The organism is Lysinibacillus canaveralius (assembly GCF_047301505.1).
In the GTDB taxonomy this organism is placed as follows: Bacteria; Bacillota; Bacilli; order Bacillales_A; family Planococcaceae; genus Lysinibacillus_B.
Genome location: NZ_CP154840.1, coordinates 1,409,637 through 1,430,919, shown reverse-complemented (window position 1 = coordinate 1,430,919; position 21,283 = coordinate 1,409,637). Strand labels below are relative to the sequence as shown.

The window sequence follows — 21,283 nt, the reverse complement described above, 5'->3', positions numbered from 1 at the left end:
AACCGCCCATATCATAGCTTTCTAAACTTCTTGACCTTCTCGTTACGTCAACACTTACAGTAATCATATAGAAAGAGGGTTGATTTAATGAAGTACAGTCTGGAAAACACAATAGAGCAATATGAAATACTGTTCTCTTTGGAAAATGGAAGGGAGGATTATTTTCGATATGAAATGATGAAGCCTTTCGAAGCAATGTGGCGGTTGATCAATGTACCGCTAAAAGCAAGGGAGCCTAATGGATATGACGTATTAATGGCAACAAACATGCTTGGTTATTTAGGAGTGCAAGAAACGGAGACCGGCTTACAGATGTTAGAGAACTTAAAAGAAATCCATGCCATGCAAACAGCCCAAAGCACACTTGATCATTGTCTAGATTTTATAGCGAAACATTCCTTGATGATTGCTGCTGATGATCTAAAATTCGGACTTTATATTGCGGATTCAGATAAGTTATCTTTGCAAAAAGGCTACTGTGGGTTTGGTGGTATCCCGGGTTTTATCCAGGTAGCCATAAGTCCGAATAGCTACAATATTCCGAGACTCCCAGCGGTTATTGCACATGAATTTCATCATAATATTCGTTTTTCCTATTTTAATTGGGATCATGGAAATGTGACCGTCGGCGACTATTTGGTAATCGAGGGGCTGGCTGAATCCTTTGCACAGGCACTCTTCGGTGAACAGCTCATAGGCCCCTGGGTCACTTCCTTTGATGAAGAGGACTTTGCTTACTCAATCGAAGTGATGAAGGAGGCGATCCATGTGAAGGGATTTGCAGAGGTGAGCAGCTATATGTTTGGCGATATCATCGCAAAGGCTCAAGGCTACGCACCGGTTGGCCTATCACCGTTTGCCGGCTATGCGGTCGGCTATCAAGCTGTCCAAGCCTTTATGAAGCGGGAAGGAATCGGGATTGCGGAGGCCAGTTTAATGGAGAGCTCAGACATATTAGGATCATGCGGACTGTTTTAAAAAGCAAAAGTGAGGACACGTCAAATGTCCTCACGCTTTCCCCTATTAAAACAACCAATCAACCACAATGCCCAGTCCTTTGAACGCAAAATAAACAAACAGGGCGAATAGTATAATCATCACCAGACAGGAGAAAAAGCCAGAAAACATGACCGTCTTCACGTTGGGTCCTTTTCTTTTTCCCCATTCTTTTTTATCATCACTCGTCACAGTATTGATCTGTCCGCAGCTTGGACATTTTTTTATGAACGTGCGGCTTTCTTTCTTTTTTCCGTTCAAAATTGTCAGCTGTGAGGAAAATTCCGCTTCATTGAAATCAATTTTCACCGGTTCTCCACATGTACTGCACGGCACCTCTACTTTTTTCGCTTCCATATCAAACACTCACTTTTCTTTAACAACATATAGTTTTATTTTATTATAGACATCGTTTTATGTACAATGAGCGCCCTTTTGATCTTTTTATAGAGCGAGAAGAAATTGGTCCTCTTACCAGCGATTTTTATGTAAATACCGGCGGCTTAAGCAGATTTACCGGCGAAAAACCTTAGTTTACCGGCGAATCACGCATTAATCATGCTCTCCCTTCCCAAGGCATATCTTAATTGCAAGCAGTCTACTATTAAACAAGTTTAGGAGTTATTTATGGATATTCTTTTTTATGTATTGCTTGCAGCGGCCGCGAATGTAGCTGGCGGGCTGCTCATTTTGATAAAGCGTTCATGGTCGGAGCATGATTCGTATGCACTCATGGCCTTGAGTGCCGGCCTTCTCTTTGCGATTGCCTTAATGGCGATTATGCCGGAAGCGATTGAGCTGCATGAAAGCAGCCCGATCTTTATCATTTTAGGCTTTGGATTGTTTTTTCTTATTCAGCAGTTATTTTCTTCCCATCATCATGGCGTCAAGGGGCAGCGGACAAGGGTCATACTGGCTGGTATGCTGCTTCACACCTTTTTGGACGGAGTATCGATTGTCATGGGGTTTCATATGGACAAGTCTGTCGGGCTTGTTATATTGTTTGCCGTTCTTCTTCATAAAATTCCGGACGGGCTGACGCTATCTTCTATTATTTATACAAAGTCCCGGAACAGACGAAAAGCAGTATACGCTTCTTATTTGCTGGGTTTATCCACAATTGCGGGGGCAGTTGCTACGATGTCCGCTTCAAGGTTTTTCGCAGCAGATCCGATTATTCTGCCCATTGCCCTATCACTTACGGCTGGCATGTTCCTCTATATTGTAACAATCGATTTGTTGCCTGCTGTTATTGCCATTAAAGATAGAAGTATATCCATTTACTTCTTCTATGGTATTTTGCTTTACATCGGACTTCATCAGGCACTTGATCTTCTTCCGTTCCACCTTCATTAATAAATTACGTGAGCATCTTCATTAATTCGGGTATACCATATATAAGGGCCCTATGGAGATGCTATTTTCTTTTTAAAAACCCCTATCTAAATTTTCTTTCACCTTACAGTTGCAAAATCTTCCCAAACAGCATACACTATATATGAACATATACTCATATATTCATATTATGTAACGGAGGGGTTTTATGAACGAACAACCTTGCAACTGCCAAATACATGGGCTGGATGAGGAAACTTTATTCATTACTGCACAAACATTTAAAGCGCTAAGCGATCCGACACGCATTCGCATACTTCATTTTCTCTGCGAACATGAACATTCAGTCAATGATATTGCAGAAGCACTCGATTTAACACAGTCAGCCGTGTCCCATCAGCTCCGTTTTCTAAAAAATTTGCGTCTTGTCAAGTTTCGCCGTGAGGGAACAACCCTTTATTATACATCTGATGACGCGCATGTTATGGGCCTGCTTAAACAGGCAATCGAGCACGCTAAACATACGTAAGGAGTGGGAATAAATGAGTCACCATCATCATGGGCATGATCACTCTCATGTTCATACATCCAATAAAAAAGTGTTATTTGTTTCTTTTTTAATCATTGCTTCCTTTATGATTGTCGAAGTAATCGGGGGTTTGCTGACAAACAGTCTCGCGCTTCTTTCCGATGCAGGTCATATGCTCAGTGATGCACTGTCGCTTGCTATTGCTCTTGTCGCCTTCAAGCTAGCTGAAAAGGCAACTTCACAGGCAAAAACATTCGGCTATAAACGATTTGAAATTCTAGCTGCCCTATTCAACGGGGCAACACTCATTCTAATCGCTCTCTATATTTTTTATGAGGCGATCTACCGCTTCCAGAGCCCTCCGGAAGTTGCATCAATGGGAATGCTAATAATCAGTTTCATTGGGCTTTTAGTAAATATCATCGTTGCTGTGTACATGTTTAAAAGCGGTGATACAGAAGAAAACCTAAATATGCGGGGTGCCTTTTCCCATGTTATTAGTGACATGCTTGGCTCAATTGGCGCAATCATCGCAGCACTCTTAATCATCTTTTTCGGCTGGCAGTGGGCAGACCCTCTGGCAAGTGTCATTGTTGCGCTGCTCGTGCTTCGCAGCGGAATTGGTATTACTCGCTCAGCTGTCCATGTACTAATGGAGGGAGCGCCTGCTTCCGTTGAACTTCAGGCAATTCGAACAGAAGTTGAAAACCTGCCCGAAGTCATCAATCTACATGAAATTCATGTCTGGTCTATTACAAGCGATTATGTAGCAATGAATGCACATGTCGTTGTAGCAGATTCCATGACCATTGCCGAAAGTTCGGCATTACTGGAAAAAATTAAGCACCGACTGCTTCATCAGGGTATTCACCATGTGACGATTCAAATAGAGACGGAAATTGCGTGTGACAGCCACGATCTTCTATGTCAAATGAAACATGAAGAACATCACCATTAATGAGGCAGCATGAAGACAAGTCCGATAAGGGCTTGTCTCAGACTGTTGACAAACGCTTTCATACATCGTTGCTTGCCTCGCTCGTCCACTCATGAACTTAGGTTCTATTCGTGTCTTCACTCGTCGGCGCGCCTCGTCTGGCAAGCGTTTTCAAGACAGGCTGAGTAAAACATACCTTTATAAAACTACTTGAAAAAACGTAAAGACAAAGTCAAAAAGTGACTTTGTCTTCACTCTGAGACAAGTCCGATAAGGGCTTGTCTTTTTAGATTTCTTTTAATAATCGCCTTTTCAAAGCCTTGATTGCCTCTCTTTTTCTTCTGTGGTTAAATAAAAGTAATTATTTGTAAGGAGTCGATGAATTGATGGTAGTTTTTATGAAGTGTAAAAGAGGTACCCATTCATAATTGTAATCCGTAATAAACGAATACATCCTATGGATGGCACCTCTGCCCTATCGAATGAGGAGCTGGCGAACCTGCTGTTGTTGCTGACTTCATTCAAAATAATTGAGAAAAGGAAGCGGGAAAATTATGGACCATCTACTACGATGTATGAAAATAATCGGCGATGACACGATTCAACGCAGACAGCTGCGGCACCGCCTAGAGTTGGTGAAAGCATTTGAAGTGAAGGAAGGTATGAGGGTTCTTGAAATTGGCTGCGGCCAGGGAGATACAACCGTTGCCCTGGCTGATCAAGTAGGAGCCTCTGGATATGTGATGGCAATTGACATTGCGGGTCCTGACTACGGCGCCCCCATCAATTTAGGAGAAGCAGCTGCTGCAATCAAAGCTTCTCCGCTTGGTGAACGGATAACCTTTTCTTTTGAAACGGATTTACTTGATTTACTTGTAGAAGAGCCTTTTGATTTGGCCGTATTATCTCACTCTTCCTGGTATTTCCGGGACCCCGAACAGCTAAAACGCTATTTTTCTTATTGTGCAAAGATCGCAAAGCGTATTTGTATTGCAGAGTGGGATATTCATTTTACGGAGCACACCCAGCTCGCCCATTTTCATGCAATCTCCATTTTAGCGCTTTATAGCCAATTCGTTGAAAATGAGGGAAATATTCAACACGTTTTTAGCAAGGAGCAGCTCATTCATATGATGGAAGCATCTGGTTGGGCACTAACGAAGAGCAGCATAATCGATGCTGCTTATTTACAGGATGGAGGCTGGGAAGTCGATAACGCGTTCTCTGTAGAACAAGATTTTTCAACTGCTCCGCCCAGAATCCAATCGCTTATTCATACTTATTATGATTTACTGCGCTCCTCTCCAACACCAGTTCAAAGCTTGAACAGTACTGTCATAATAGCTGATTTGGCTCAATAAGCAATTTTAACAAGTGCTCGAAAAAGCAATCAATACCCATTTATGAAAGCAGAAGGATGAAGATTATGATAACTTCCACGTTACTAAATCGTCCTGCCAAAGCAGAAATTAAAATGTATGCATCCCGATTACACGGAATTCAAACAATCGGACAAAACAAAATGGGCGTTGAAATTGCGACGTTTTCCAATTTACATGCTTTCTCCACTCAGCACATTCCAGGTCCCTCTTATAACGTAGTAAAAGGAAGCTGGGATAAATCTGCGGCTACGCTGCGGGCTAAAACCAGCCTACCTAAAAAATAGTTGGCAAATAGCCTCTGCCCGACAATAAAACATATAAAAAAGCCCCCGTTCAGACGTGTTAGCGTCTCTAAACGGCGGGCTTTCGCTTTTTCTCTTTGTATATCGATTAGTTATCCAAGCGTCCTTGGCGTTGCTCATGAAGTTCATTGATCAGGCCTTGCAGCTCTTCTTTCGAGAAATCATAAGTTTCCAGGCAGAAATGGCATTGTGTTTCAATTTGACCCATTTCATCGATCATTTCCTGAATTTCCTGTTCACCAAGACCTAAGATGGCTGCACTGTAGCGCTCTTTTGAGCATTGGCATTGGAATGTTACAGGCATTGTGCTTAAAATTTGCACGTTTCCTTGTTCTCCAATAACCGCTTCTAAAATCTCTTCCGGCGTCATGCCTTTTTCAATCATTTTTGATACAGGCTCAATGGATGCCAAATGCTTTTCAAGTGCTTGAATTGTTCCCTCTTCACAGCCCGGCATAATCTGCAGGATGAAACCGCCAGCAGCTAAAATCGTGTTATCCGGATTAACAAGTACACCAAGGCCTACTGATGAAGGTACCTGTTCACTTGTCGCGAAATAATACGTAAAGTCTTCAGCAATTTCCCCCGATACGATTGGCGTCTGGCTGGAGAACATGTCACGAAGTCCAAGATCTTTTACAATTGTCATAAAACCTTCATCGCCGACACCAGCACGAACATCCAATTTTCCTTGTTCGTTTAAGTCAAAGTGGACTTGTCCGTTTTGCACATAGCCACGCACTTCTCCGTTTGCATTTGCGTCAATAACCATAGGACCGATGGGACCGTTCCCCTCGATTTTAATCGTTAATTTATCGTCGCCTTTTAGCATTGCCCCCATCATCACACCAGCTGTCATAGAACGGCCAATTGCCGCTGATACGACCGGCCATGTGTTATGGCGGCGCTGCGCTTCTCCTACTGTCTCTGTTGTACGTGCTGCAAATGCACGAACTTGGCCACCAAAGCCAATTGCTCTAACTAAATAATCACTCATTCGTTTTGTCTCCTTCTTGTTGTAAAGTATTTATGCAAGATCAGTATGGCTCGTCAATATTTTGCTGGATACGTTCCAGCAGCTTTGCCAGCTGCTGAAGCTCCTTTTCATCAAAATTACGAAACATCTGATGAATAAAACTCGCTTTGTCTGATTGGCAGCTGCCGATCCGTTGACGCCCTTCCTGTGTAAGGCGGACAAATGTCTCTCGATTGTCGCAAGGATTTTTCCGTCTCGTCACCATTCCTTCTGCTTCAAGCTGCTTCAGATGACGAGTGATCGCTGCATTGTCAATATTCACCGATTTCTGCAAAGTAGACTGGTTAATTTCCTCGGTCTGTACGAGCTGGTATAAAACTTCAAATCTGGAGAGGCTCATATGTGCTGCTTTCTCAAACTTTGGTCCAAGCTGATTGCCTAACGATTTGAACATTAATAATATTTGCTCCTGCTCTGTTATCGAAACGTCCATTTGTGAACCTCCCTTCGTTTATTCGTCAATGGATACAAATAAAATTGCTGCTTTGTTCACCATTTAATTATTTCTCTATCCGTAAGGGTTCAATATTTGACCCCTCAATAATATAATCAAAATTATCCTATTATACAAGAAAAATGATTCTATATGTCTAAAACGATCCAACGGATTTCCCGTATAACTTTATTCTTTGCAGAAAACGCTAAGAATATGCTGCCCGCCTCTCTTACGAATAGTTAACAGACTTTTTAACTTACCCAGTCTCCCGCCAAACTTTTATGTAAAATTTGTCTGAATGTAATGTTTCCTATGCCTTTTAACCTGTATAATGGTACATAAGAAACCTGTAAATGTATACCATCGTTTTATAATTAGGAAAGGAGATTGTTATGAAAAAAAAGAACGAATTTTTTGAATGGATAAAAGTACTTACTTTAGCTGTTTTAATCGCTGTTGGAATACGCTTCTTCCTTATGACTCCTATTGTTGTAAATGGTGCTTCCATGATGCCTACATTAGAGGATGGGGATAAGCTGATCATTAATAAAATCGGGCCAAAGCTTTCTGACTATGACCGCTTTGATATTATTGTTTTTAAATCGCCGGATGGCCCCAACTATGTAAAGCGTGTCATTGGCGTACCGGGAGATCGCATCGAGTATATTGAAGATGAGCTTTTCATTAACGGTGAAAAATTTGAAGAGCCTTATTTAGATGATTATAAAGCTGCCCTAATCGATTCTGGTACACTGACAGAGGATTTCCGTATGGAAGAGTATTTGGGTGAGACGACCGTACCGGAAGATTCCTATTTTGTACTAGGCGACAACCGCCGTGTAAGCAATGACAGCCGTTATCCAGCAGTAGGATTCATCCCAAAAGATGTAATACTAGGCAAGGCTGAATTAGTCTTCTGGCCGTTTGACAACTTCGGTACCCTGAAGTAAAACCCAGTGTACCATAACAGTCACCAGCTCCTTAATAGCAGATAAGAGTTTTTTCATATTCCTATGGTTGCTTTGTCATTTACTTGTTGGGTTTATGTTGCTTCAGTTTAGAAATAGGCTGCCAGGCAGATGAAAGACAATTATAGGTACATTTTGTTTTTAGACGTTGCTATATCGAATAGTAACTTTTAGTGATACCGCCAGTCTATAATGAACTTAAGAACACAAACCCCAGAGCAGGGATGCTCCGGGGTTGTTTACTTACATATAAAACGTTTCTGAACCCGTCATTTCCTGGTGGTATAACAGCGCCTGCATTTGGTGAGAGCATTCTTTTGGTGTAATTGTATCAGGCTGGTAGCGGCAGCATGCATAATATTTCTGCTCGACAAACGGTGTCAATATCCCCGCCAGCTCCGCCTCTGTCAACTCCGCATACAAATAGAATCCAAATGTGTTGATAAAAGTCGTCCATATAAAATGGTGCTGCTTTCCTATGGTTGAAAGAACAGACTGGAGATCCGAAGTTTTTAACACAAAAAATGTCCCGCATGTTCTGTTAATTTTGCGGAAAAAACTTTCATTTGGCTCATAGTTCGGCAAGGATGCATGGAAATTCGGCATACTAGCCATTTTTAGCTGTATGCTCACCTCCTGCCTCTCTCGAATTTCCTGATAGGATTGCTTATACATTTCATACGCTGGACTATTCAATGCTTCGGCTGCTTGCATCATAAGTTCATAAATTTCATGATAAATATACAGCATTTCTCCAAGCTTTGGATTTTCTCCCAATATGGTTAGAATCTCCTCACATGTAGATATTGCCTTTTCATATTCGCCTTCTTCATACTCTGCTGAAGCAAGCTGTAATTGCAGCTTTAAGCGGATAAAGGGGGGTACATTCAATGTTAGTAATTCCCTTACTTTTGCTTTTGCCTCATTATATTGCTTTAGGCACATTAGCGTACGGCAATAGATTAAATGAGCATCGATATAGGCTAACGGATCATCGTCACGCATTTCTTGTATGTTGGCCAGATTATATTCTAAAAGCTTAAGTATTTGTGAATACGGTGCTTTTTGCTCATGCATAGTAAGTGCTATTCCAGTAATCGCCATACTCAACATACGTGGAAAACGATGCTGAAATGCTAGAGTAGCTGTTTTACGATAATACAAGAGAGCATGATCTAGGTTCTTCGTCATATAAGTATGATATTGACCTGTGAAAAGAGCCAATTTCACACAGTCTTCCGGCCTTCCATTACTCTTAATTTCTTCCTTGTAAAGGGTATAAGCTTCAATAAAACTCTCCTGATCGTGTAAATTCAGATAGATTTCCAGCATCATGAGACAAGCTGTGTAATAGGATTCATCGTTTTGCTGGAGTCTCTGTAAAATATACTCGCATAAATCACGTGCCTCCACATAACGCGATTGCCCCATAATATACTGTAAACAGTCAATCAATTGAGAGTTTGTCAGTGTTTTTACTTCCACTTTCCTCACATCCTTCCCTTAATAATACCTTCTATTATCATACTATATTTATACAAATTAAAATACGATTTGCTTATATGTTTAAAATTTCTTATTACTAAAGAATCAAACACGCTCTTTTTTACTATATCCAAAGGAGTTCGCATTTACATATCATTTGTCACCCCTTTCTCACATTATAAATTCAATAGGGAGAAAAAGGAAATCATTTCATCTCGGAAGAACAATATTTTTTTGCATTCATACGTCTAAGCAGAGACGGTTCCGTAGTAATAAGCATTGCCACTCCTACTAGACGTTTTTCGGCGCTCAAGACTTGTGAGCACCAATGCAAAAAAGCCCCTATTTACCAAAACGTGAATAAGGGCATTGTTATAGTTGCCTGAGGAAGTTTTTACTCTATTTTCCCAGTATCGATTTCTTCAGATGCGTTTTTTATTCCCATACCTTCCACTTGCATTTCCTGTTCCTTTACGATGGTCATCTTTTGCAGCCGCGGCCAGTATTTCTTTAGTAAAATTGCTCCGATAACCAGACATAGTAAAAGCGGGAAGCTCATTGTTATAAGCTCTCCCTTCAGTTGATCTTGTGAAGGTAAATAAGTCATTTCATACGGCACTGCCGGAAAAAGATTCGGCAGTATGGATAGGAAATTGCCTAGACCATGCAGGATGACTGGTATCCAGATATTTTGTGTGCTGGCATAAATATAACAGAACAATATACCGACAAGAAAAGCATGGACTATACTGTTGCCGCCGATATGCAAAACTCCGAAAATCAAGGAAGAATATATTGCTGCTCTCGTTGTTTTTGTGCGAAGAGCAAAACGGCGGAATAATATACCCCGGAAAAAGAATTCCTCCCAGATCGGTGTAAGAATACAAAGGCTGATTACCATTAAGAGAAACTGAAAAGCTGTCGGTGTGCTAATTAGCGTTGCTTCTTCTGTAAGAATAGCTTCTACTAAATGGATAATAGACGGAAACGCTAGTAACAACAGCAGCCCAAAGATGGTAACCGCAATCACTCCGACAGCCTTTAGAAATAGCGTAGCTCCGATATATTTAGCCCACCTGCCCCTTGTCATCGCCTGCTGCATGGGCTGGCCATTGAAAGCAATTTTCCCTTTTCGAATGCTTACATATATGTATAACGCAAGTGAGCTATTTAAAAGCAGCTCTATAATCCGCTGTGCCTGCATACTGTCTGCTTCTTGCAGAAACACCATCGAAACAACCACACTTATAATTGTCATTCCAATAAAAAACAAAACAAATTTCCAAATCGTAAAATTTCTAAAATTCGTATCCATGTCTTTCATACCTCCCCTTCTAAGATGCCAACTGCTGCTCTTTCACACTAACTTCTACAAATTTTTCCATAATCCCTGCTATTTTTAAAATGCTCTCCAATAAACAGCAAAATAGCCCATCAGCAGCATAAGAGCCGATTGATGGGCTTCATTCTGATTCTCGCTTTCATCAAGATAATAAGCATCTTAAAAGGGAAAGCAGGTCCTCCCTTAAATGAATTTTCCTTCTTTTAGCATTTGTTCTATTTCATCTTTCGTAAGGAGCGGCATTTCGCTTTCAAAAAGGAGAGGGTAGGACGAAGTAACTTCCCCATTCGGGAAATGAATTAAGAGGTCTTCATCAAAGATAAATGTCGAAGCTCTTTCGCTTTCAGCTACTAAAACTTCCTCCAGTTTCTCACCTGGCCTTGCACCTATCTCGATAATTTTGATATCATTTTGTTTTGAATGTTTAATCAATACTTCTGCTAGATCAATGATACGGAAAGCATCCATATTCATTATAAATATTTCACCGCCCTGCGATACTTCTCCTACTTTTAGTAGTTGGACAATCGCCTCCTCAGGCGAAATAAAATAACGGACCATGCGCTTATCAGTAATATGAACCTCGCCCAGCTCCTTGATCTGCTTTTTAAATAAAGGCAATACACTGCCGCTGCTGCCTAGTACGTTTCCTCCCCGCACACAAGTAAATTGAGTACCCGATTTTTTTCGGTTTGCATGAATGATTAATTTCTCGCCTAATGCCTTTGTCATGCCATATGTGTTAGCAGGATCTGCTGCCTTATCTGTGGAGACATAAATAACTTTTTTTACGCCGTTCTCAATTGCGGCATCGATTACATTTTGTGTGCCAATAATGTTTGTTTTAATAGATTCTACTGGATTTTCTTCACAGACTGGAACATGCTTCAATGCAGCTAGATGAAAGATATAATCAACACCAGCCGAGGCAGTATTCATTGCTTCCTTATCCCGAATATCTCCAATAAAATATTGAAGTCGGGAATCATCCATTTTTCTTCTCAGTTCTACCTGGCTGTTTTCATTTCTTGAATAAATGATAATTTCTTTGGGGTCTAATGTAAGGAGTTGACGAATTAACTCAATCCCCCAGGAACCGGTCCCCCCTGTCACTAAAATTGATGAATCCTTGTACATTCCTTTTCCTCCTATTATTTCTGCAGTTATATTTTTGATTATCCTAAACTAATCCCTTGTAGTATCTCAGACCAAAGTTCGTTGTTTCCTTCCCATTTGTCTACGCTATTTGGGAAAGCAACCGAATAAACATGCGGAAGCGGCCAGTGTTTCTCTACAATGCCGCTGACGTCTTCATGATTAATAACTAAAATGCTAAAATCATTTTTGACTAAGTCACGCAGGGTTGCCTGCAATTCCATTACATCACCAAGATCGCCCTCGGTTCTAACAAATAATATGCGCCTCGCTGTATTCATCGCATAAAGGAAGCGGCTAATACGCCGATTATACTTCTCCATTACCTCATTATAAGAACCAAGATATGTCATGGAGTTCTTTGTTAATTCGAAATCATGATTAGAGACAAAATCATAATAATCATCCGCTACGCAGAGCATTGTATCGCTCGCCGGTCCAATCGTTCTTAGATGCTCCAATTGCATAAATTGGGCAAATCTATTTTTCAACATGAAGTTGACCTTTGACAATGTTGGCGTAGCAGCCCAATCAAATACACCGGAGTATGGCCGTAATCCATGTTTTTTCAATTGTATGGATGTTAAACATAAATCGCCAAGGCTGAATATTGCATCATAACTTCCCATTAAGTCTTCTCTTCTCATTTTCTCACCCCCTCTCTTTGAGAAGCGATGTCTATCAGACTAACATTAGACATCGCCGCTACTCTCATTTAATGCAGTTTTGGCATAGAGATATGGGGCAGGTATACAATTTTTTTTCTTATTTCTACTTTAGCTGCATATTTATCACGCTATGAAAAAGCCTTTTCAAACCGCTTGTCCTATATTGGAATATTCAAGCTTTCTTATTAGTGACATAAGAGTTTGCAAGAAGTTTTACAAATAAAAAAATGCCCCTCAGGCAATAATAACTGTACCTAATTAGGGGCGTTTCTATATCCTTACATTTGTGGATAAAAGTTAATAATCTCCATAATGACCGGCGTTCCTGCAGGAATTTCTGTCTCTTCTGGGATAGACATTATTAAAGAACCAATCCCCTGCTCTCCGGCTGTATATGCAAAACTGTCGTCCATTTGCAGGACACCATTTACATATATATGGAAATAATGGTTATTTAAATTAAGGACCGGCAAATTCTCTACTACTTCCCCAGCATCATTCAAGAATTCGTTCACGTTAATTTTATAGGTTGAAACACCACTAATCGTTTCTCCTACTTCATGAAACAACCGTGTAACCAATGGCGTGACAGCAATGGCCTGATTATTATTAGGCGCAATTGAAATAATTTTTAACGGCAAAAAATATCCCTCCTAGATTTTATCTTTAACATGATATGTCCTTCTAAAAGGGAGAACCGTGACATTCCAAAAACGAAAGAAATAACAGTTCTTTCTACCTACACTTTACTTTGTAGTTTCACATATTAATAAGAAGAATCGTTTATTAGCAAATTAAGGAGGAGTCCCATGTCATTTAGGTCCGAATCAGATGGCGAATTAGTCCGCCCCTTGCTGCTGCCATTTCCTAAACTTCCCTCCGAGTCCCTTTATATAAAAGGCCCTAAAAAGGTTTCCATTCTAGAATTCTATACTGTCTCAGATGGGAGAAAGAAAGTGTATACACTTGATGACTGCCTGGAGCATACCGGAGATCGTATTATTCGAAATTCATCAGATGTTTCCTTTATGAACCTTTTCATTAATGGCGTACTCCAGCCGAAGGTGAATTACAGGATAGAGGAAGGGAAAATTATCTTGAATACATTAGATGCGCCGCTGAAGGGCTCCCCGATTATTCTCCAAATGATTACGATTTAACCCCTTCATATAACTTCCTAAGGAAACGGCTATGCTAATCTTCCTCTGGTAGTGCTGCTGGATTGGATTGCACAGTAAATCGAGATGAAATATTTTCATCCTCCAGCGCTACCCTATTTTTTCATTCCGATATTTAGTGACAACTTCTTTCCATCTATTAAGAACTGCTGCCTCGCAATGAAACGCCTCCCAATTTCATGAGCGAACTTTTTCTATTAACGAAATAGATTGATTTATTAATACTTCCACTATCATTCTATTTATCTAGTCATACGTCCAAAAGAAGATAGCCTTTCTGCATATTCTTGTTATATGCGAATCTAAAAAGGGAGAAATGATATGAAAATTTTACTTTGCACCTATTGGACAATCCCCCATATAGGCGGTGTATGGGGATACATGCAACAGCTGAAAAAAGGCTTGGAGGAACATGGTCATGAAGTAGATTTAATGGGATGCGGTGAGGAAAATAATATCGTCCATATTGTAGGAACCGATAGAAGAGTGGAGAAACAGGAGATTCTGCCCTTCCTTCAAGCAAAAATGCCTCCTGAACTTTACCCGGATATTTATTCGAATAAGCTGCTTGAATACACAGAATTTCAGCGTTATTTCTTTGAACTGGGCGCCGCTTATTTAGGATTAGAGCAATATGACCTTATTCATACACAGGATGTTATCTCTACTGCCGGTATACGCCGTGTCAACACTACAAATGTTCCGATGCTTGCTACGATTCACGGCTCCGTAGCACAAGAAATGAGCCAACAGCTCCAAACCGTCCATAAAAGCTCAAATTCCTACATTGTAAAATCATACTATGATGAATTGGAAAAAATCGGCGCTACTTCTGCTGACCTCAGCATCGTTGCCAACCAATGGCTAAAAAATGTTTTAACCGAGGATTTTGATGTGCCTGAAAGCCAACTTAGAGTGCTTCATTATGGATTTGACACAGAGAATTTTATCAAACAAAAGCAAAAGAAGGTATTGATTGAACAGCCCCCTAACAAAAAGGTAATTGTCTATACAGGCAGGCTTGTAGAACTGAAGGGTGTTCAATACCTCATTCAAGCGTTAGCTAAATTAAAGGCTGTAAGACAGGATTGGGTTTGCTGGATTGTTGGAGAAGGTGAAATGAAAAAGGAGCTTCAACTATTAAGCAAATCACTCAAACTGGAAAATGATGTTTACTTCCTTGGAAGCCAAGAAAGTATTCCTTCCATCTTGGCAAAATCCCATATCTTTGTCTTGCCATCCTTAATTGAAAATCAGCCACTCTCATTAATTGAAGCTCAGCTCGCAGGAAAGCCTGCCATCGTCACAAATATCGGGGGATTACCTGAAATGGTAGAACACGGTGTGACAGGACTCGTTGTAGAGCCAAGAGATGCCAATGGATTGTTTGAGAGCTTAGACATTCTTTTATCGAACCCTATCTTAACCGAAATGTTAAGGAGAAACGCTAAAATTTGGGGAATGACACATTGGTCATATGAAAATGGCTTCAGAAAACTGTTGGCCGTATATGATGAGGTCATTTCTATGAGAAAGACAGGTGAGAGTAATGTTGAATAAAATTTTCCTTGCTATTAAAACCTGGATTCTTCTTCAACTAACAAATTTGAAAAATTGGTGGTTATCATTATTCAAGGAAAAAGCAGAGCAGGATAATCTGAAACCCGGTGATACTCTCGAGCTCGATTCAGAAAGAGAAGATTTCTTCAATGAAATTGACATTGAGTATCGAGATTTACCGAGTATAGAAAATTATATACAAGAAAATGGGCCGCAGCCATCCGATACAACCGCTGCAGTTTCTACATTAGAAAAAGCATTGCCTGAGATAGAAGCACCTCCTGTAAGTGCAGAACCGGCCATGCCCCAAGTTAGCCACTCCCTAATGGAAAGTGCGCATGCTTTCCTTGAGAAGGAGGAAGCTGTCTTACCTCCTCCTGAACCTGTTATTCCTCTATATGATGGAAAATATGATGATATATTTTCTACAGCAGAAACTGCTATTCCATCCTCAATAGTTAATGAAGAGGTATGGAATGTGATTAAAGAACAGCTTCCTGAGGGCTATTCTATACCTGCACCTACCTCTCTGGCGCATTATAAACGTAAACAATAAAATTGTATGACATCTTGTGAAAAGGAGCTAGTTTAATGAAAGCACTCGTCACAGGGGGAGCCGGCTTTATCGGCTCTCACCTGGTGGATGCCCTCATTGCGAATGGAGCTGAAGTCTTTATTATCGATGACTTCAGCTCAGGTCATCCATCAAACCTTAACACTGCTGCTGCATTGTATCAATTAGACATTTGCGATCCCTATGTAAAACAACTTATCAAAGATATAAAGCCGGATGTCCTCTTTCACTTGGCAGCTCAAGCTGACGTGGGGCACTCTGTCAGAAATCCCGCTGAAGATGCACGTGTCAATATTGATGGCACCATTCATCTACTGGAAGCTTGCGTGGAAGAATCGGTCAAAAATTTTGTTTTCTCCTCTACTTCCGCTGTGTACGGAGACATTGAATGTGGTGTAATCACTGAAGAACAGCCAACATCCCCTTCCAGCTTCTATGGATTTTCTAAACTTGCAGCAGAATGCTATATTAAGTTGTTTCACAAGTTATTTGATCTGCCTTATACCATTTTACGCTATGCAAACGTCTATGGTCCCCGGCAGTCCCCAAAAGGTGATGGAGGGGTCGTCGCTGTCTTTTTGGAACGTTTAAATTCTGGAGAAGCAATCCTTATTCAAGGAGACGGTGAACAAACACGCGATTTTATTTATGTAGAGGATGTGGTAGCAGCAAACCTTGCAGCAGCAGAATACGCAGCAAACACGGCGATGCATGTCAGCACAGGAAAGAGTATCTCGATCAATTCACTAATCGATACGCTAATAGGAATACATGGAACACCAGTTGAAACACAACTCGCTGACCCGAGACCCGGGGACATTAAGCATAGCTGTTTATCAAATGAGCTAGCAAACGACCTCCTAGGCTGGCAGCCCGTTGTTCCATTAGTGGAGGGATTGGAACATGCATACCGATTTAGTAAATGACACGCCGAAAATTCTCATTACGGGGGCAAATGGCTTTACTGGACAGCATGCATGTACCTACTTCGCAGAAACCGGCTACAAAGTATACGCACTCGTCAGAGGAGACAGCTCTCTGTCTCATCCAAACATCCAGCTTGTGCGGGGGGATTTGACCGACCGGGAAGCTTTGCAAAAAGTATGCGCAGCAGCACAGCCCGATTTTGTTCTCCACCTTGCCGGTCAAAATGCTGTTAATACTTCATGGACAAAGCCAATAGAAACATTGGAAGCGAATCTTTTAGGTACTGCTTATTTACTGGATGCGTTACGGACAGAATCTAGCCATAGCAAAGTACTGGTTGTAGGTTCCATCTTGAAATCAGACCCTGCAAATATAAACTCGTTCGTCCATCCTTACGGCTTGAGCAAAACCATGCAAACATTATTTGCACAAGTTTATGCTTCTTTCTTCACACTCGATGTTGTCATCGCGAATCCATCAAATCTCATTGGTCCAGGACATTCTGCCGGGGTCTGTACGATTTTGGCAAAAAGAATCGCCCAGATGGAGGTTGGGTTAGAGGAGCCAAAGCTATCTATTTATAACCTGCTTGCCAAACGAGATTTTCTCGATGTTCGAGATGCTGTTACGGCCTATGATACACTCTTTAAAAAAGGCCAAACACAACAGGAATATAATGTTACATCCGGCAGCCCGATTATGCTAAAAGAAGTGACAGCCATTCTCCAACAGCTTTCTACCGTTGACTTTGACGTGATAAGCGAAATAGAGGAAAAGGAGATTCTTTCGCCCATATTGCCGGATGCCCTAAAAGAATTAGGCTGGTCACGTGCCGTTACGCTGCAGCAGTCTCTCACCGATATCCTTGATTTTCAGCGAAAAAGCTTAAAAGAGTAAAAGAATTTTAGATTTTTAATTCATCCGCCCCGTTACTCTTTGTTTATCTTCATATAATAAATACTAGAAAGAGCATATTACTCTTTCTAGTTTACAAGGGGAGTTTGAATGAGAATAGAAATAATAATTTAATCTCTACTACAAAGTGCCCGCTTCAAGACTTGATAGAAACTGGAGCAGCTACTATTCAAATCAAAACAGAAATCCCATTCTTTAGACATCGGTAATAAGGAAGCCATTGGAAACGAATAACCCTCCGATGCATCCCGGTTCTTATAGTGGCCGATTATCCGATTAATTCTTTTTGATACGGCAGACGCGGCATTTCTGATGACATGTGGGCAGTCTTCATGACCTCCCTTCTAGCTTGGCAGAATTGCTTACCTCCCAGCTTGTACCAAGCGAGAAATGTCAACTTCAGATACGTACAATTGCATACTTTATCAATTGGCTGGCTTTCTACATTAATGTCCGATGTAGTTGGCAACATAGCAGAAAGTATATTGGATCATTTATTGAATTTTAGTAACTCCTTCATTCCTTCTTACTGTAAAACAAATGATGTTAATACTTGTTTCATCACTTATTTTTCAAGGTCGACAATAAAAATACTTTAAGCCATATAAAAATCGTCCAATACCAAACAGGCTATGTATCACTCCCGTGCCTCTTTTGGAGAAACCCTTTTTTTGTCTCTCCCTATCCGAACATTTCAGGCAACTATGATTCTCCAAGATGCACATGAAAATAATAGGCGGCAAAAAGTATAATAAGTTCACACAACCCAACTCATAAAGAATGAATCTCTTGGAAAATAAGAAAAATAGAAACCTAGTTTTCAGCGAATTTCAAGCGGCTGCCCGTATTAAAATAGAGTCTCTTCACTTCCTTTCTAAACCAAAAAAGAGAGGCCTCGACGAACGAAGACCTCTCTTTTCTTTTTTGCTGCCATTTATTACGCGACTACATAACAACCTTTTCCTGAAAACGTAAAGCCAATTTTTTGATTGTACTTCCGACGTTCTCTTGCGTTGTCACTTCATCCGCAAACTGCGAAACTGGATGTTCCCCGACACACACACTATAGCTTGCATATGTAAATAATTCACGGTCATTTTGATCATTTCCAAAGGCTATATAGTCCTTGATACCAAGACGCTCGAGTCCTGCCGCCTTATTAATCGCCGCCGGACTAATATCAATCAGGCGCTCTGCATGATGATGGAAAATGGTTACAGGCAGTGCAGATACCGCCTTACGAATAAATTCATCATCCGTAAACAGCACGGCTTTCGATATTTTTTCCAGCTCGTGAAGCGGTTTATTCTTGGCCAGCTTGAGCGGATCAAGCCCCTCATAAATCGGCTGTTCTTCGCCGCCTGTATAGCTATACTCCCAGTCACTGTCGAATAAATATTTTACTTCATGCTGCAGTGTTAATTCTTTTAAACGTTCCACAGTCTCGGGATCAAAAGTGGTACAAGATGATTTTTCACCATGACGGGTAAAAGCCCCGTTCCCGCCTACCATACGGTAATTATGATATCGATCAGGCAAAATGGGCAGCAAGTCACGAATAGGTCTTGCTGATGCGAAAACAACTTCATGCCCCGCCTCCACACATTCATCCAGTGCCGCACAAATATCCTGTGTTAACGGCTTTCCTTTAAAACAAATTGTCCCATCTAAATCAAATACAAAAATCATAGGTACTCCTTTCAAACAGCCTGTTATTCTTGCTGTCTATCAATGCTTGCAGGCATATTCATTTCCATTATTATCAACTTTTCAATACGTTGTCCAGCTTTCGCTCATGTACAAGTTAGATTTGTGACAAAGTCATAACAAATACGTACTTATGCTCTTTTGCCTTAGCAATAAATAGACGGCTAGTTGCAGCCGTCTATCTTTTCCCCCATTTTCTCTTATCCAATCATTACATTACCTTTTGCATATTGATAGCGCTCTCGGCCTGCTCTCTTTGCAATGGCAAAAGCAATTGTGACAACACCTACACGGCCAGCAAACATTGTAATAATGATCAACCCCCTGCCAATTTCCGATAGTTCAGGTGTCAGCCCCATCGACAAACCAACTGTTCCAAAGGCAGAAGCGGCTTCGAACAAATAAACAATAAAATCATACTTTTTCTCTGTAAGACTTAATAGAAATGTGACGGCTACAACTATTAAGCCGCCGCTCATTGATACAGTCATGGCTTTAAGGATTGTTTCGGTTACGATTCGCCGCTTAAACAAAACGACCTCTTCTTTTCCTTGTAATTGTCTAAGCATCGCGGCTGCGAGAACAGTAAATGTCGATACTTTAATCCCTCCTGCTGTCGAACCGGATCCACCGCCGATAAACATGAGAAAAATAGTTAAAAACAAGGTTGCATGCGTCAAATCCGCCATTGGCAGTGTATTCGCCCCTGCTGTGCGCGGGGTTACACTATGAAAAATAGCGCCGAGAATCTTTTCCTGCAATGTTAGCGTCCCCATCGTCTTTACATTAGAATATTCAAACAAAAAGATAAGAATCGCTCCACCGACAAGTAGAATAGCTGATGTACTTAGTACTACCTTTGCATGGAGAGAGAACTTTCTCATTTGGTAATATTCATATAGTTCATTGATGACGATAAAACCTAAACCTCCTGTCACAATCATTGTACAGACAACTAAAACTACTACCGGATCTCCTACATATTCTGTCAGGCTGCGAAAGCCGCCCATCAGGTCAAACCCGGCATTATTAAAGTTTGAAATCGCATGAAAAAAACCATAATAAACCGCTTTTGCAATAGGCATATCATAAGCAAACCTAGCCGCAAGTACCACTCCTCCAAGGAATTCCATCACAAATGTAAAAATGAAAATGCGCTTTGCGATTTTCACCATTCCTGATGTCGAGCTTGCATTAAACGCTTCTTTCAGTAATAAACGCTCTTTTAGCGAAATCTTCTTCCGCAGCATAATAAATAAAAAGGTCGTAAACGTCATGAAGCCAAGCCCGCCGATTTGGATCATCGCTAGAATACTGAGTTCGCCAAACATCGTAAACGTATCAGCTGTATCTACCACAACAAGTCCTGTTACACATGTTGCCGATGTAGCAGTAAAAAGGGCATCTAAAAAAGGCAGTCCCTTTCCATCCTCCGTTGCAATCGGCAATGACAATAATCCAGTACCGATCAATATAATGACCGCAAAGCCCAGCACTAAGATGGCTGAAGGATTGAGGCGATTTAGTAAAAAGCCCAATGTGATCTCCCCTGTTTTAAATAGAATCAATCAACTATCAATCTCTTTTTTGCAAAATCTAAATAAGTTCAAAAAAGACCGACTTCAACTAACAAGTTTTTTGCATAACAAAAAACCCTTAGTTAAGGCGGTCTTATATAACAGGACCTCCTTCGCTTTAGCCGACGAAGTTAGCTGACGGGTAGGATGGCGAAAGAGTCTATCATCCCTTCTGCTATGCAGAATTAACCCCAAAAGATTGGTTCCTCCGTTCTCATTACATGAGATTGAGCCATATAGATTTTGAATGAATGAATGTATTCTACTCCTCAGC

The 21,283-nt window shown here is 40.8% G+C and carries 23 protein-coding genes and 1 riboswitch; of the genes, 12 read left to right on the top strand and 11 right to left on the bottom strand.

Translation table 11 applies throughout. The annotated features are described in order from the left end of the window. Positions 1–87: 87 nt before the first annotated feature. A complete protein-coding gene (locus AA0Y26_RS07110; RefSeq protein ID WP_413366390.1) occupies positions 88–978 on the top strand; it encodes a DUF2268 domain-containing protein in 891 nt (296 codons plus the stop codon). A 45-nt stretch (positions 979–1,023) separates the two neighbouring features. Here AA0Y26_RS07110 and AA0Y26_RS07105 read toward each other — a convergent pair whose 3' ends face one another. Continuing rightward, positions 1,024–1,353, bottom strand: a complete 330-nt coding sequence (locus AA0Y26_RS07105) for a redox protein (protein WP_413366388.1) — start codon at positions 1,351–1,353, stop codon at positions 1,024–1,026. Positions 1,354–1,623: 270 nt separating this feature from the next. Here AA0Y26_RS07105 and AA0Y26_RS07100 point away from each other — a divergent pair, with 270 nt between their 5' ends. From AA0Y26_RS07100 to AA0Y26_RS07080, 5 genes are all read left to right on the top strand, one after another. Beyond that, positions 1,624–2,352, top strand: a complete 729-nt coding sequence (locus tag AA0Y26_RS07100) for a ZIP family metal transporter (RefSeq protein ID WP_413366386.1) — start codon at positions 1,624–1,626, stop codon at positions 2,350–2,352. Positions 2,353–2,539: 187 nt separating this feature from the next. After that, positions 2,540–2,860 (top strand): ArsR/SmtB family transcription factor, encoded by a 321-nt coding sequence (locus AA0Y26_RS07095; protein ID WP_413366384.1) that lies wholly within the window; start codon positions 2,540–2,542, stop codon positions 2,858–2,860. Between the two features lie 13 nt (positions 2,861–2,873). Next, entirely contained in the window at positions 2,874–3,818 is a 945-nt protein-coding gene (locus AA0Y26_RS07090; RefSeq protein ID WP_413366382.1) for a cation diffusion facilitator family transporter, read from the top strand. Positions 3,819–4,372: 554 nt separating this feature from the next. Beyond that, on the top strand, positions 4,373–5,158 hold the full coding sequence (locus tag AA0Y26_RS07085; protein WP_413366380.1) for an SAM-dependent methyltransferase: 786 nt from the start codon (positions 4,373–4,375) through the stop codon (positions 5,156–5,158). Between the two features lie 65 nt (positions 5,159–5,223). Then, positions 5,224–5,463, top strand: coding sequence for a hypothetical protein (locus tag AA0Y26_RS07080; RefSeq protein WP_413366379.1), 240 nt, complete (start codon positions 5,224–5,226; stop codon positions 5,461–5,463). 106 nt (positions 5,464–5,569) lie between these two features. Here the strand turns inward: AA0Y26_RS07080 and hslO are convergent, their stop codons facing one another. Further along, complete coding sequence (hslO, locus tag AA0Y26_RS07075; protein ID WP_413366377.1) at positions 5,570–6,478, bottom strand: Hsp33 family molecular chaperone HslO; 909 nt, start codon at positions 6,476–6,478, stop codon at positions 5,570–5,572. A gap of 40 nt (positions 6,479–6,518) precedes the next feature. Further along, a complete protein-coding gene (locus AA0Y26_RS07070; RefSeq protein ID WP_413366375.1) occupies positions 6,519–6,950 on the bottom strand; it encodes a MarR family winged helix-turn-helix transcriptional regulator in 432 nt (143 codons plus the stop codon). 395 nt (positions 6,951–7,345) lie between these two features. Here AA0Y26_RS07070 and lepB point away from each other — a divergent pair, with 395 nt between their 5' ends. Then, positions 7,346–7,903 (top strand): signal peptidase I, encoded by a 558-nt coding sequence (gene lepB, locus AA0Y26_RS07065; RefSeq protein ID WP_413366373.1) that lies wholly within the window; start codon positions 7,346–7,348, stop codon positions 7,901–7,903. Positions 7,904–8,164: 261 nt separating this feature from the next. Here the strand turns inward: lepB and AA0Y26_RS07060 are convergent, their stop codons facing one another. The 5 genes from AA0Y26_RS07060 to AA0Y26_RS07040 all read right to left on the bottom strand — a co-directional run bounded on the left by AA0Y26_RS07060 (position 8,165) and on the right by AA0Y26_RS07040 (position 13,212). Further along, on the bottom strand, positions 8,165–9,406 hold the full coding sequence (locus AA0Y26_RS07060; protein ID WP_413366371.1) for a hypothetical protein: 1,242 nt from the start codon (positions 9,404–9,406) through the stop codon (positions 8,165–8,167). 394 nt (positions 9,407–9,800) lie between these two features. Continuing rightward, positions 9,801–10,721, bottom strand: coding sequence for a CPBP family intramembrane glutamic endopeptidase (locus AA0Y26_RS07055; RefSeq protein ID WP_413366369.1), 921 nt, complete (start codon positions 10,719–10,721; stop codon positions 9,801–9,803). A 210-nt stretch (positions 10,722–10,931) separates the two neighbouring features. After that, the gene (locus tag AA0Y26_RS07050) at positions 10,932–11,885 is read right to left on the bottom strand and encodes a polysaccharide biosynthesis protein (RefSeq protein WP_413366367.1); all 954 of its coding nucleotides are present in this window, start codon (positions 11,883–11,885) and stop codon (positions 10,932–10,934) included. Between the two features lie 38 nt (positions 11,886–11,923). Then, a complete protein-coding gene (locus tag AA0Y26_RS07045; RefSeq protein ID WP_413366365.1) occupies positions 11,924–12,550 on the bottom strand; it encodes a DUF1796 family putative cysteine peptidase in 627 nt (208 codons plus the stop codon). 299 nt (positions 12,551–12,849) lie between these two features. Next, entirely contained in the window at positions 12,850–13,212 is a 363-nt protein-coding gene (locus tag AA0Y26_RS07040; protein ID WP_413366363.1) for a DUF4183 domain-containing protein, read from the bottom strand. Between the two features lie 168 nt (positions 13,213–13,380). Between AA0Y26_RS07040 and AA0Y26_RS07035 the strand changes: the two genes are divergently transcribed. The 5 genes from AA0Y26_RS07035 (at position 13,381) to AA0Y26_RS07015 (ending at position 17,707) form a co-directional block, all read left to right on the top strand. Beyond that, a complete protein-coding gene (locus AA0Y26_RS07035) occupies positions 13,381–13,731 on the top strand; it encodes a DUF4183 domain-containing protein (RefSeq protein ID WP_413366362.1) in 351 nt (116 codons plus the stop codon). Between the two features lie 339 nt (positions 13,732–14,070). Beyond that, complete coding sequence (locus tag AA0Y26_RS07030; RefSeq protein WP_413366360.1) at positions 14,071–15,309, top strand: glycosyltransferase family 4 protein; 1,239 nt, start codon at positions 14,071–14,073, stop codon at positions 15,307–15,309. Then, a complete protein-coding gene (locus AA0Y26_RS07025; RefSeq protein WP_413366358.1) occupies positions 15,299–15,865 on the top strand; it encodes a hypothetical protein in 567 nt (188 codons plus the stop codon). Before AA0Y26_RS07030 ends, AA0Y26_RS07025 begins: the two co-directional genes overlap by 11 nt. Before the next feature lie 35 nt (positions 15,866–15,900). Further along, entirely contained in the window at positions 15,901–16,809 is a 909-nt protein-coding gene (locus AA0Y26_RS07020) for an NAD-dependent epimerase/dehydratase family protein (RefSeq protein ID WP_413366356.1), read from the top strand. After that, positions 16,787–17,707 (top strand): NAD-dependent epimerase/dehydratase family protein, encoded by a 921-nt coding sequence (locus tag AA0Y26_RS07015; RefSeq protein WP_413366354.1) that lies wholly within the window; start codon positions 16,787–16,789, stop codon positions 17,705–17,707. Before AA0Y26_RS07020 ends, AA0Y26_RS07015 begins: the two co-directional genes overlap by 23 nt. Positions 17,708–17,993: 286 nt before the next feature. Here the strand turns inward: AA0Y26_RS07015 and AA0Y26_RS07010 are convergent, their stop codons facing one another. The 3 genes from AA0Y26_RS07010 to AA0Y26_RS07000 form a co-directional block, all read right to left on the bottom strand. Next, entirely contained in the window at positions 17,994–18,197 is a 204-nt protein-coding gene (locus AA0Y26_RS07010) for a hypothetical protein (RefSeq protein WP_413366352.1), read from the bottom strand. 473 nt (positions 18,198–18,670) lie between these two features. Beyond that, the gene (locus tag AA0Y26_RS07005; protein WP_413366350.1) at positions 18,671–19,414 is read right to left on the bottom strand and encodes an HAD-IIB family hydrolase; all 744 of its coding nucleotides are present in this window, start codon (positions 19,412–19,414) and stop codon (positions 18,671–18,673) included. 218 nt (positions 19,415–19,632) lie between these two features. Beyond that, a complete protein-coding gene (locus AA0Y26_RS07000) occupies positions 19,633–20,970 on the bottom strand; it encodes a TrkH family potassium uptake protein (protein ID WP_413366348.1) in 1,338 nt (445 codons plus the stop codon). A gap of 144 nt (positions 20,971–21,114) precedes the next feature. Continuing rightward, positions 21,115–21,253, bottom strand: a riboswitch (cyclic di-AMP (ydaO/yuaA leader). Between the last annotated feature and the right edge of the window lie 30 nt (positions 21,254–21,283).

Coding starts and splice junctions, on each gene's coding strand:
- AA0Y26_RS07110 (WP_413366390.1), top strand. CDS start 88: ATGAAGTACAGTCTGGAAAACACAATAGAGCAATATGAAATACTGTTC.
- AA0Y26_RS07105 (WP_413366388.1), bottom strand. CDS start 1,353: ATGGAAGCGAAAAAAGTAGAGGTGCCGTGCAGTACATGTGGAGAACCG.
- AA0Y26_RS07100 (WP_413366386.1), top strand. CDS start 1,624: ATGGATATTCTTTTTTATGTATTGCTTGCAGCGGCCGCGAATGTAGCT.
- AA0Y26_RS07095 (WP_413366384.1), top strand. CDS start 2,540: ATGAACGAACAACCTTGCAACTGCCAAATACATGGGCTGGATGAGGAA.
- AA0Y26_RS07090 (WP_413366382.1), top strand. CDS start 2,874: ATGAGTCACCATCATCATGGGCATGATCACTCTCATGTTCATACATCC.
- AA0Y26_RS07085 (WP_413366380.1), top strand. CDS start 4,373: ATGAAAATAATCGGCGATGACACGATTCAACGCAGACAGCTGCGGCAC.
- AA0Y26_RS07080 (WP_413366379.1), top strand. CDS start 5,224: ATGATAACTTCCACGTTACTAAATCGTCCTGCCAAAGCAGAAATTAAA.
- hslO (WP_413366377.1), bottom strand. CDS start 6,478: ATGAGTGATTATTTAGTTAGAGCAATTGGCTTTGGTGGCCAAGTTCGT.
- AA0Y26_RS07070 (WP_413366375.1), bottom strand. CDS start 6,950: ATGGACGTTTCGATAACAGAGCAGGAGCAAATATTATTAATGTTCAAA.
- lepB (WP_413366373.1), top strand. CDS start 7,346: ATGAAAAAAAAGAACGAATTTTTTGAATGGATAAAAGTACTTACTTTA.
- AA0Y26_RS07055 (WP_413366369.1), bottom strand. CDS start 10,721: ATGGATACGAATTTTAGAAATTTTACGATTTGGAAATTTGTTTTGTTT.
- AA0Y26_RS07050 (WP_413366367.1), bottom strand. CDS start 11,885: ATGTACAAGGATTCATCAATTTTAGTGACAGGGGGGACCGGTTCCTGG.
- AA0Y26_RS07045 (WP_413366365.1), bottom strand. CDS start 12,550: ATGAGAAGAGAAGACTTAATGGGAAGTTATGATGCAATATTCAGCCTT.
- AA0Y26_RS07035 (WP_413366362.1), top strand. CDS start 13,381: ATGTCATTTAGGTCCGAATCAGATGGCGAATTAGTCCGCCCCTTGCTG.
- AA0Y26_RS07030 (WP_413366360.1), top strand. CDS start 14,071: ATGAAAATTTTACTTTGCACCTATTGGACAATCCCCCATATAGGCGGT.
- AA0Y26_RS07025 (WP_413366358.1), top strand. CDS start 15,299: ATGTTGAATAAAATTTTCCTTGCTATTAAAACCTGGATTCTTCTTCAA.
- AA0Y26_RS07020 (WP_413366356.1), top strand. CDS start 15,901: ATGAAAGCACTCGTCACAGGGGGAGCCGGCTTTATCGGCTCTCACCTG.
- AA0Y26_RS07015 (WP_413366354.1), top strand. CDS start 16,787: ATGCATACCGATTTAGTAAATGACACGCCGAAAATTCTCATTACGGGG.
- AA0Y26_RS07010 (WP_413366352.1), bottom strand. CDS start 18,197: ATGTTGCCAACTACATCGGACATTAATGTAGAAAGCCAGCCAATTGAT.
- AA0Y26_RS07005 (WP_413366350.1), bottom strand. CDS start 19,414: ATGATTTTTGTATTTGATTTAGATGGGACAATTTGTTTTAAAGGAAAG.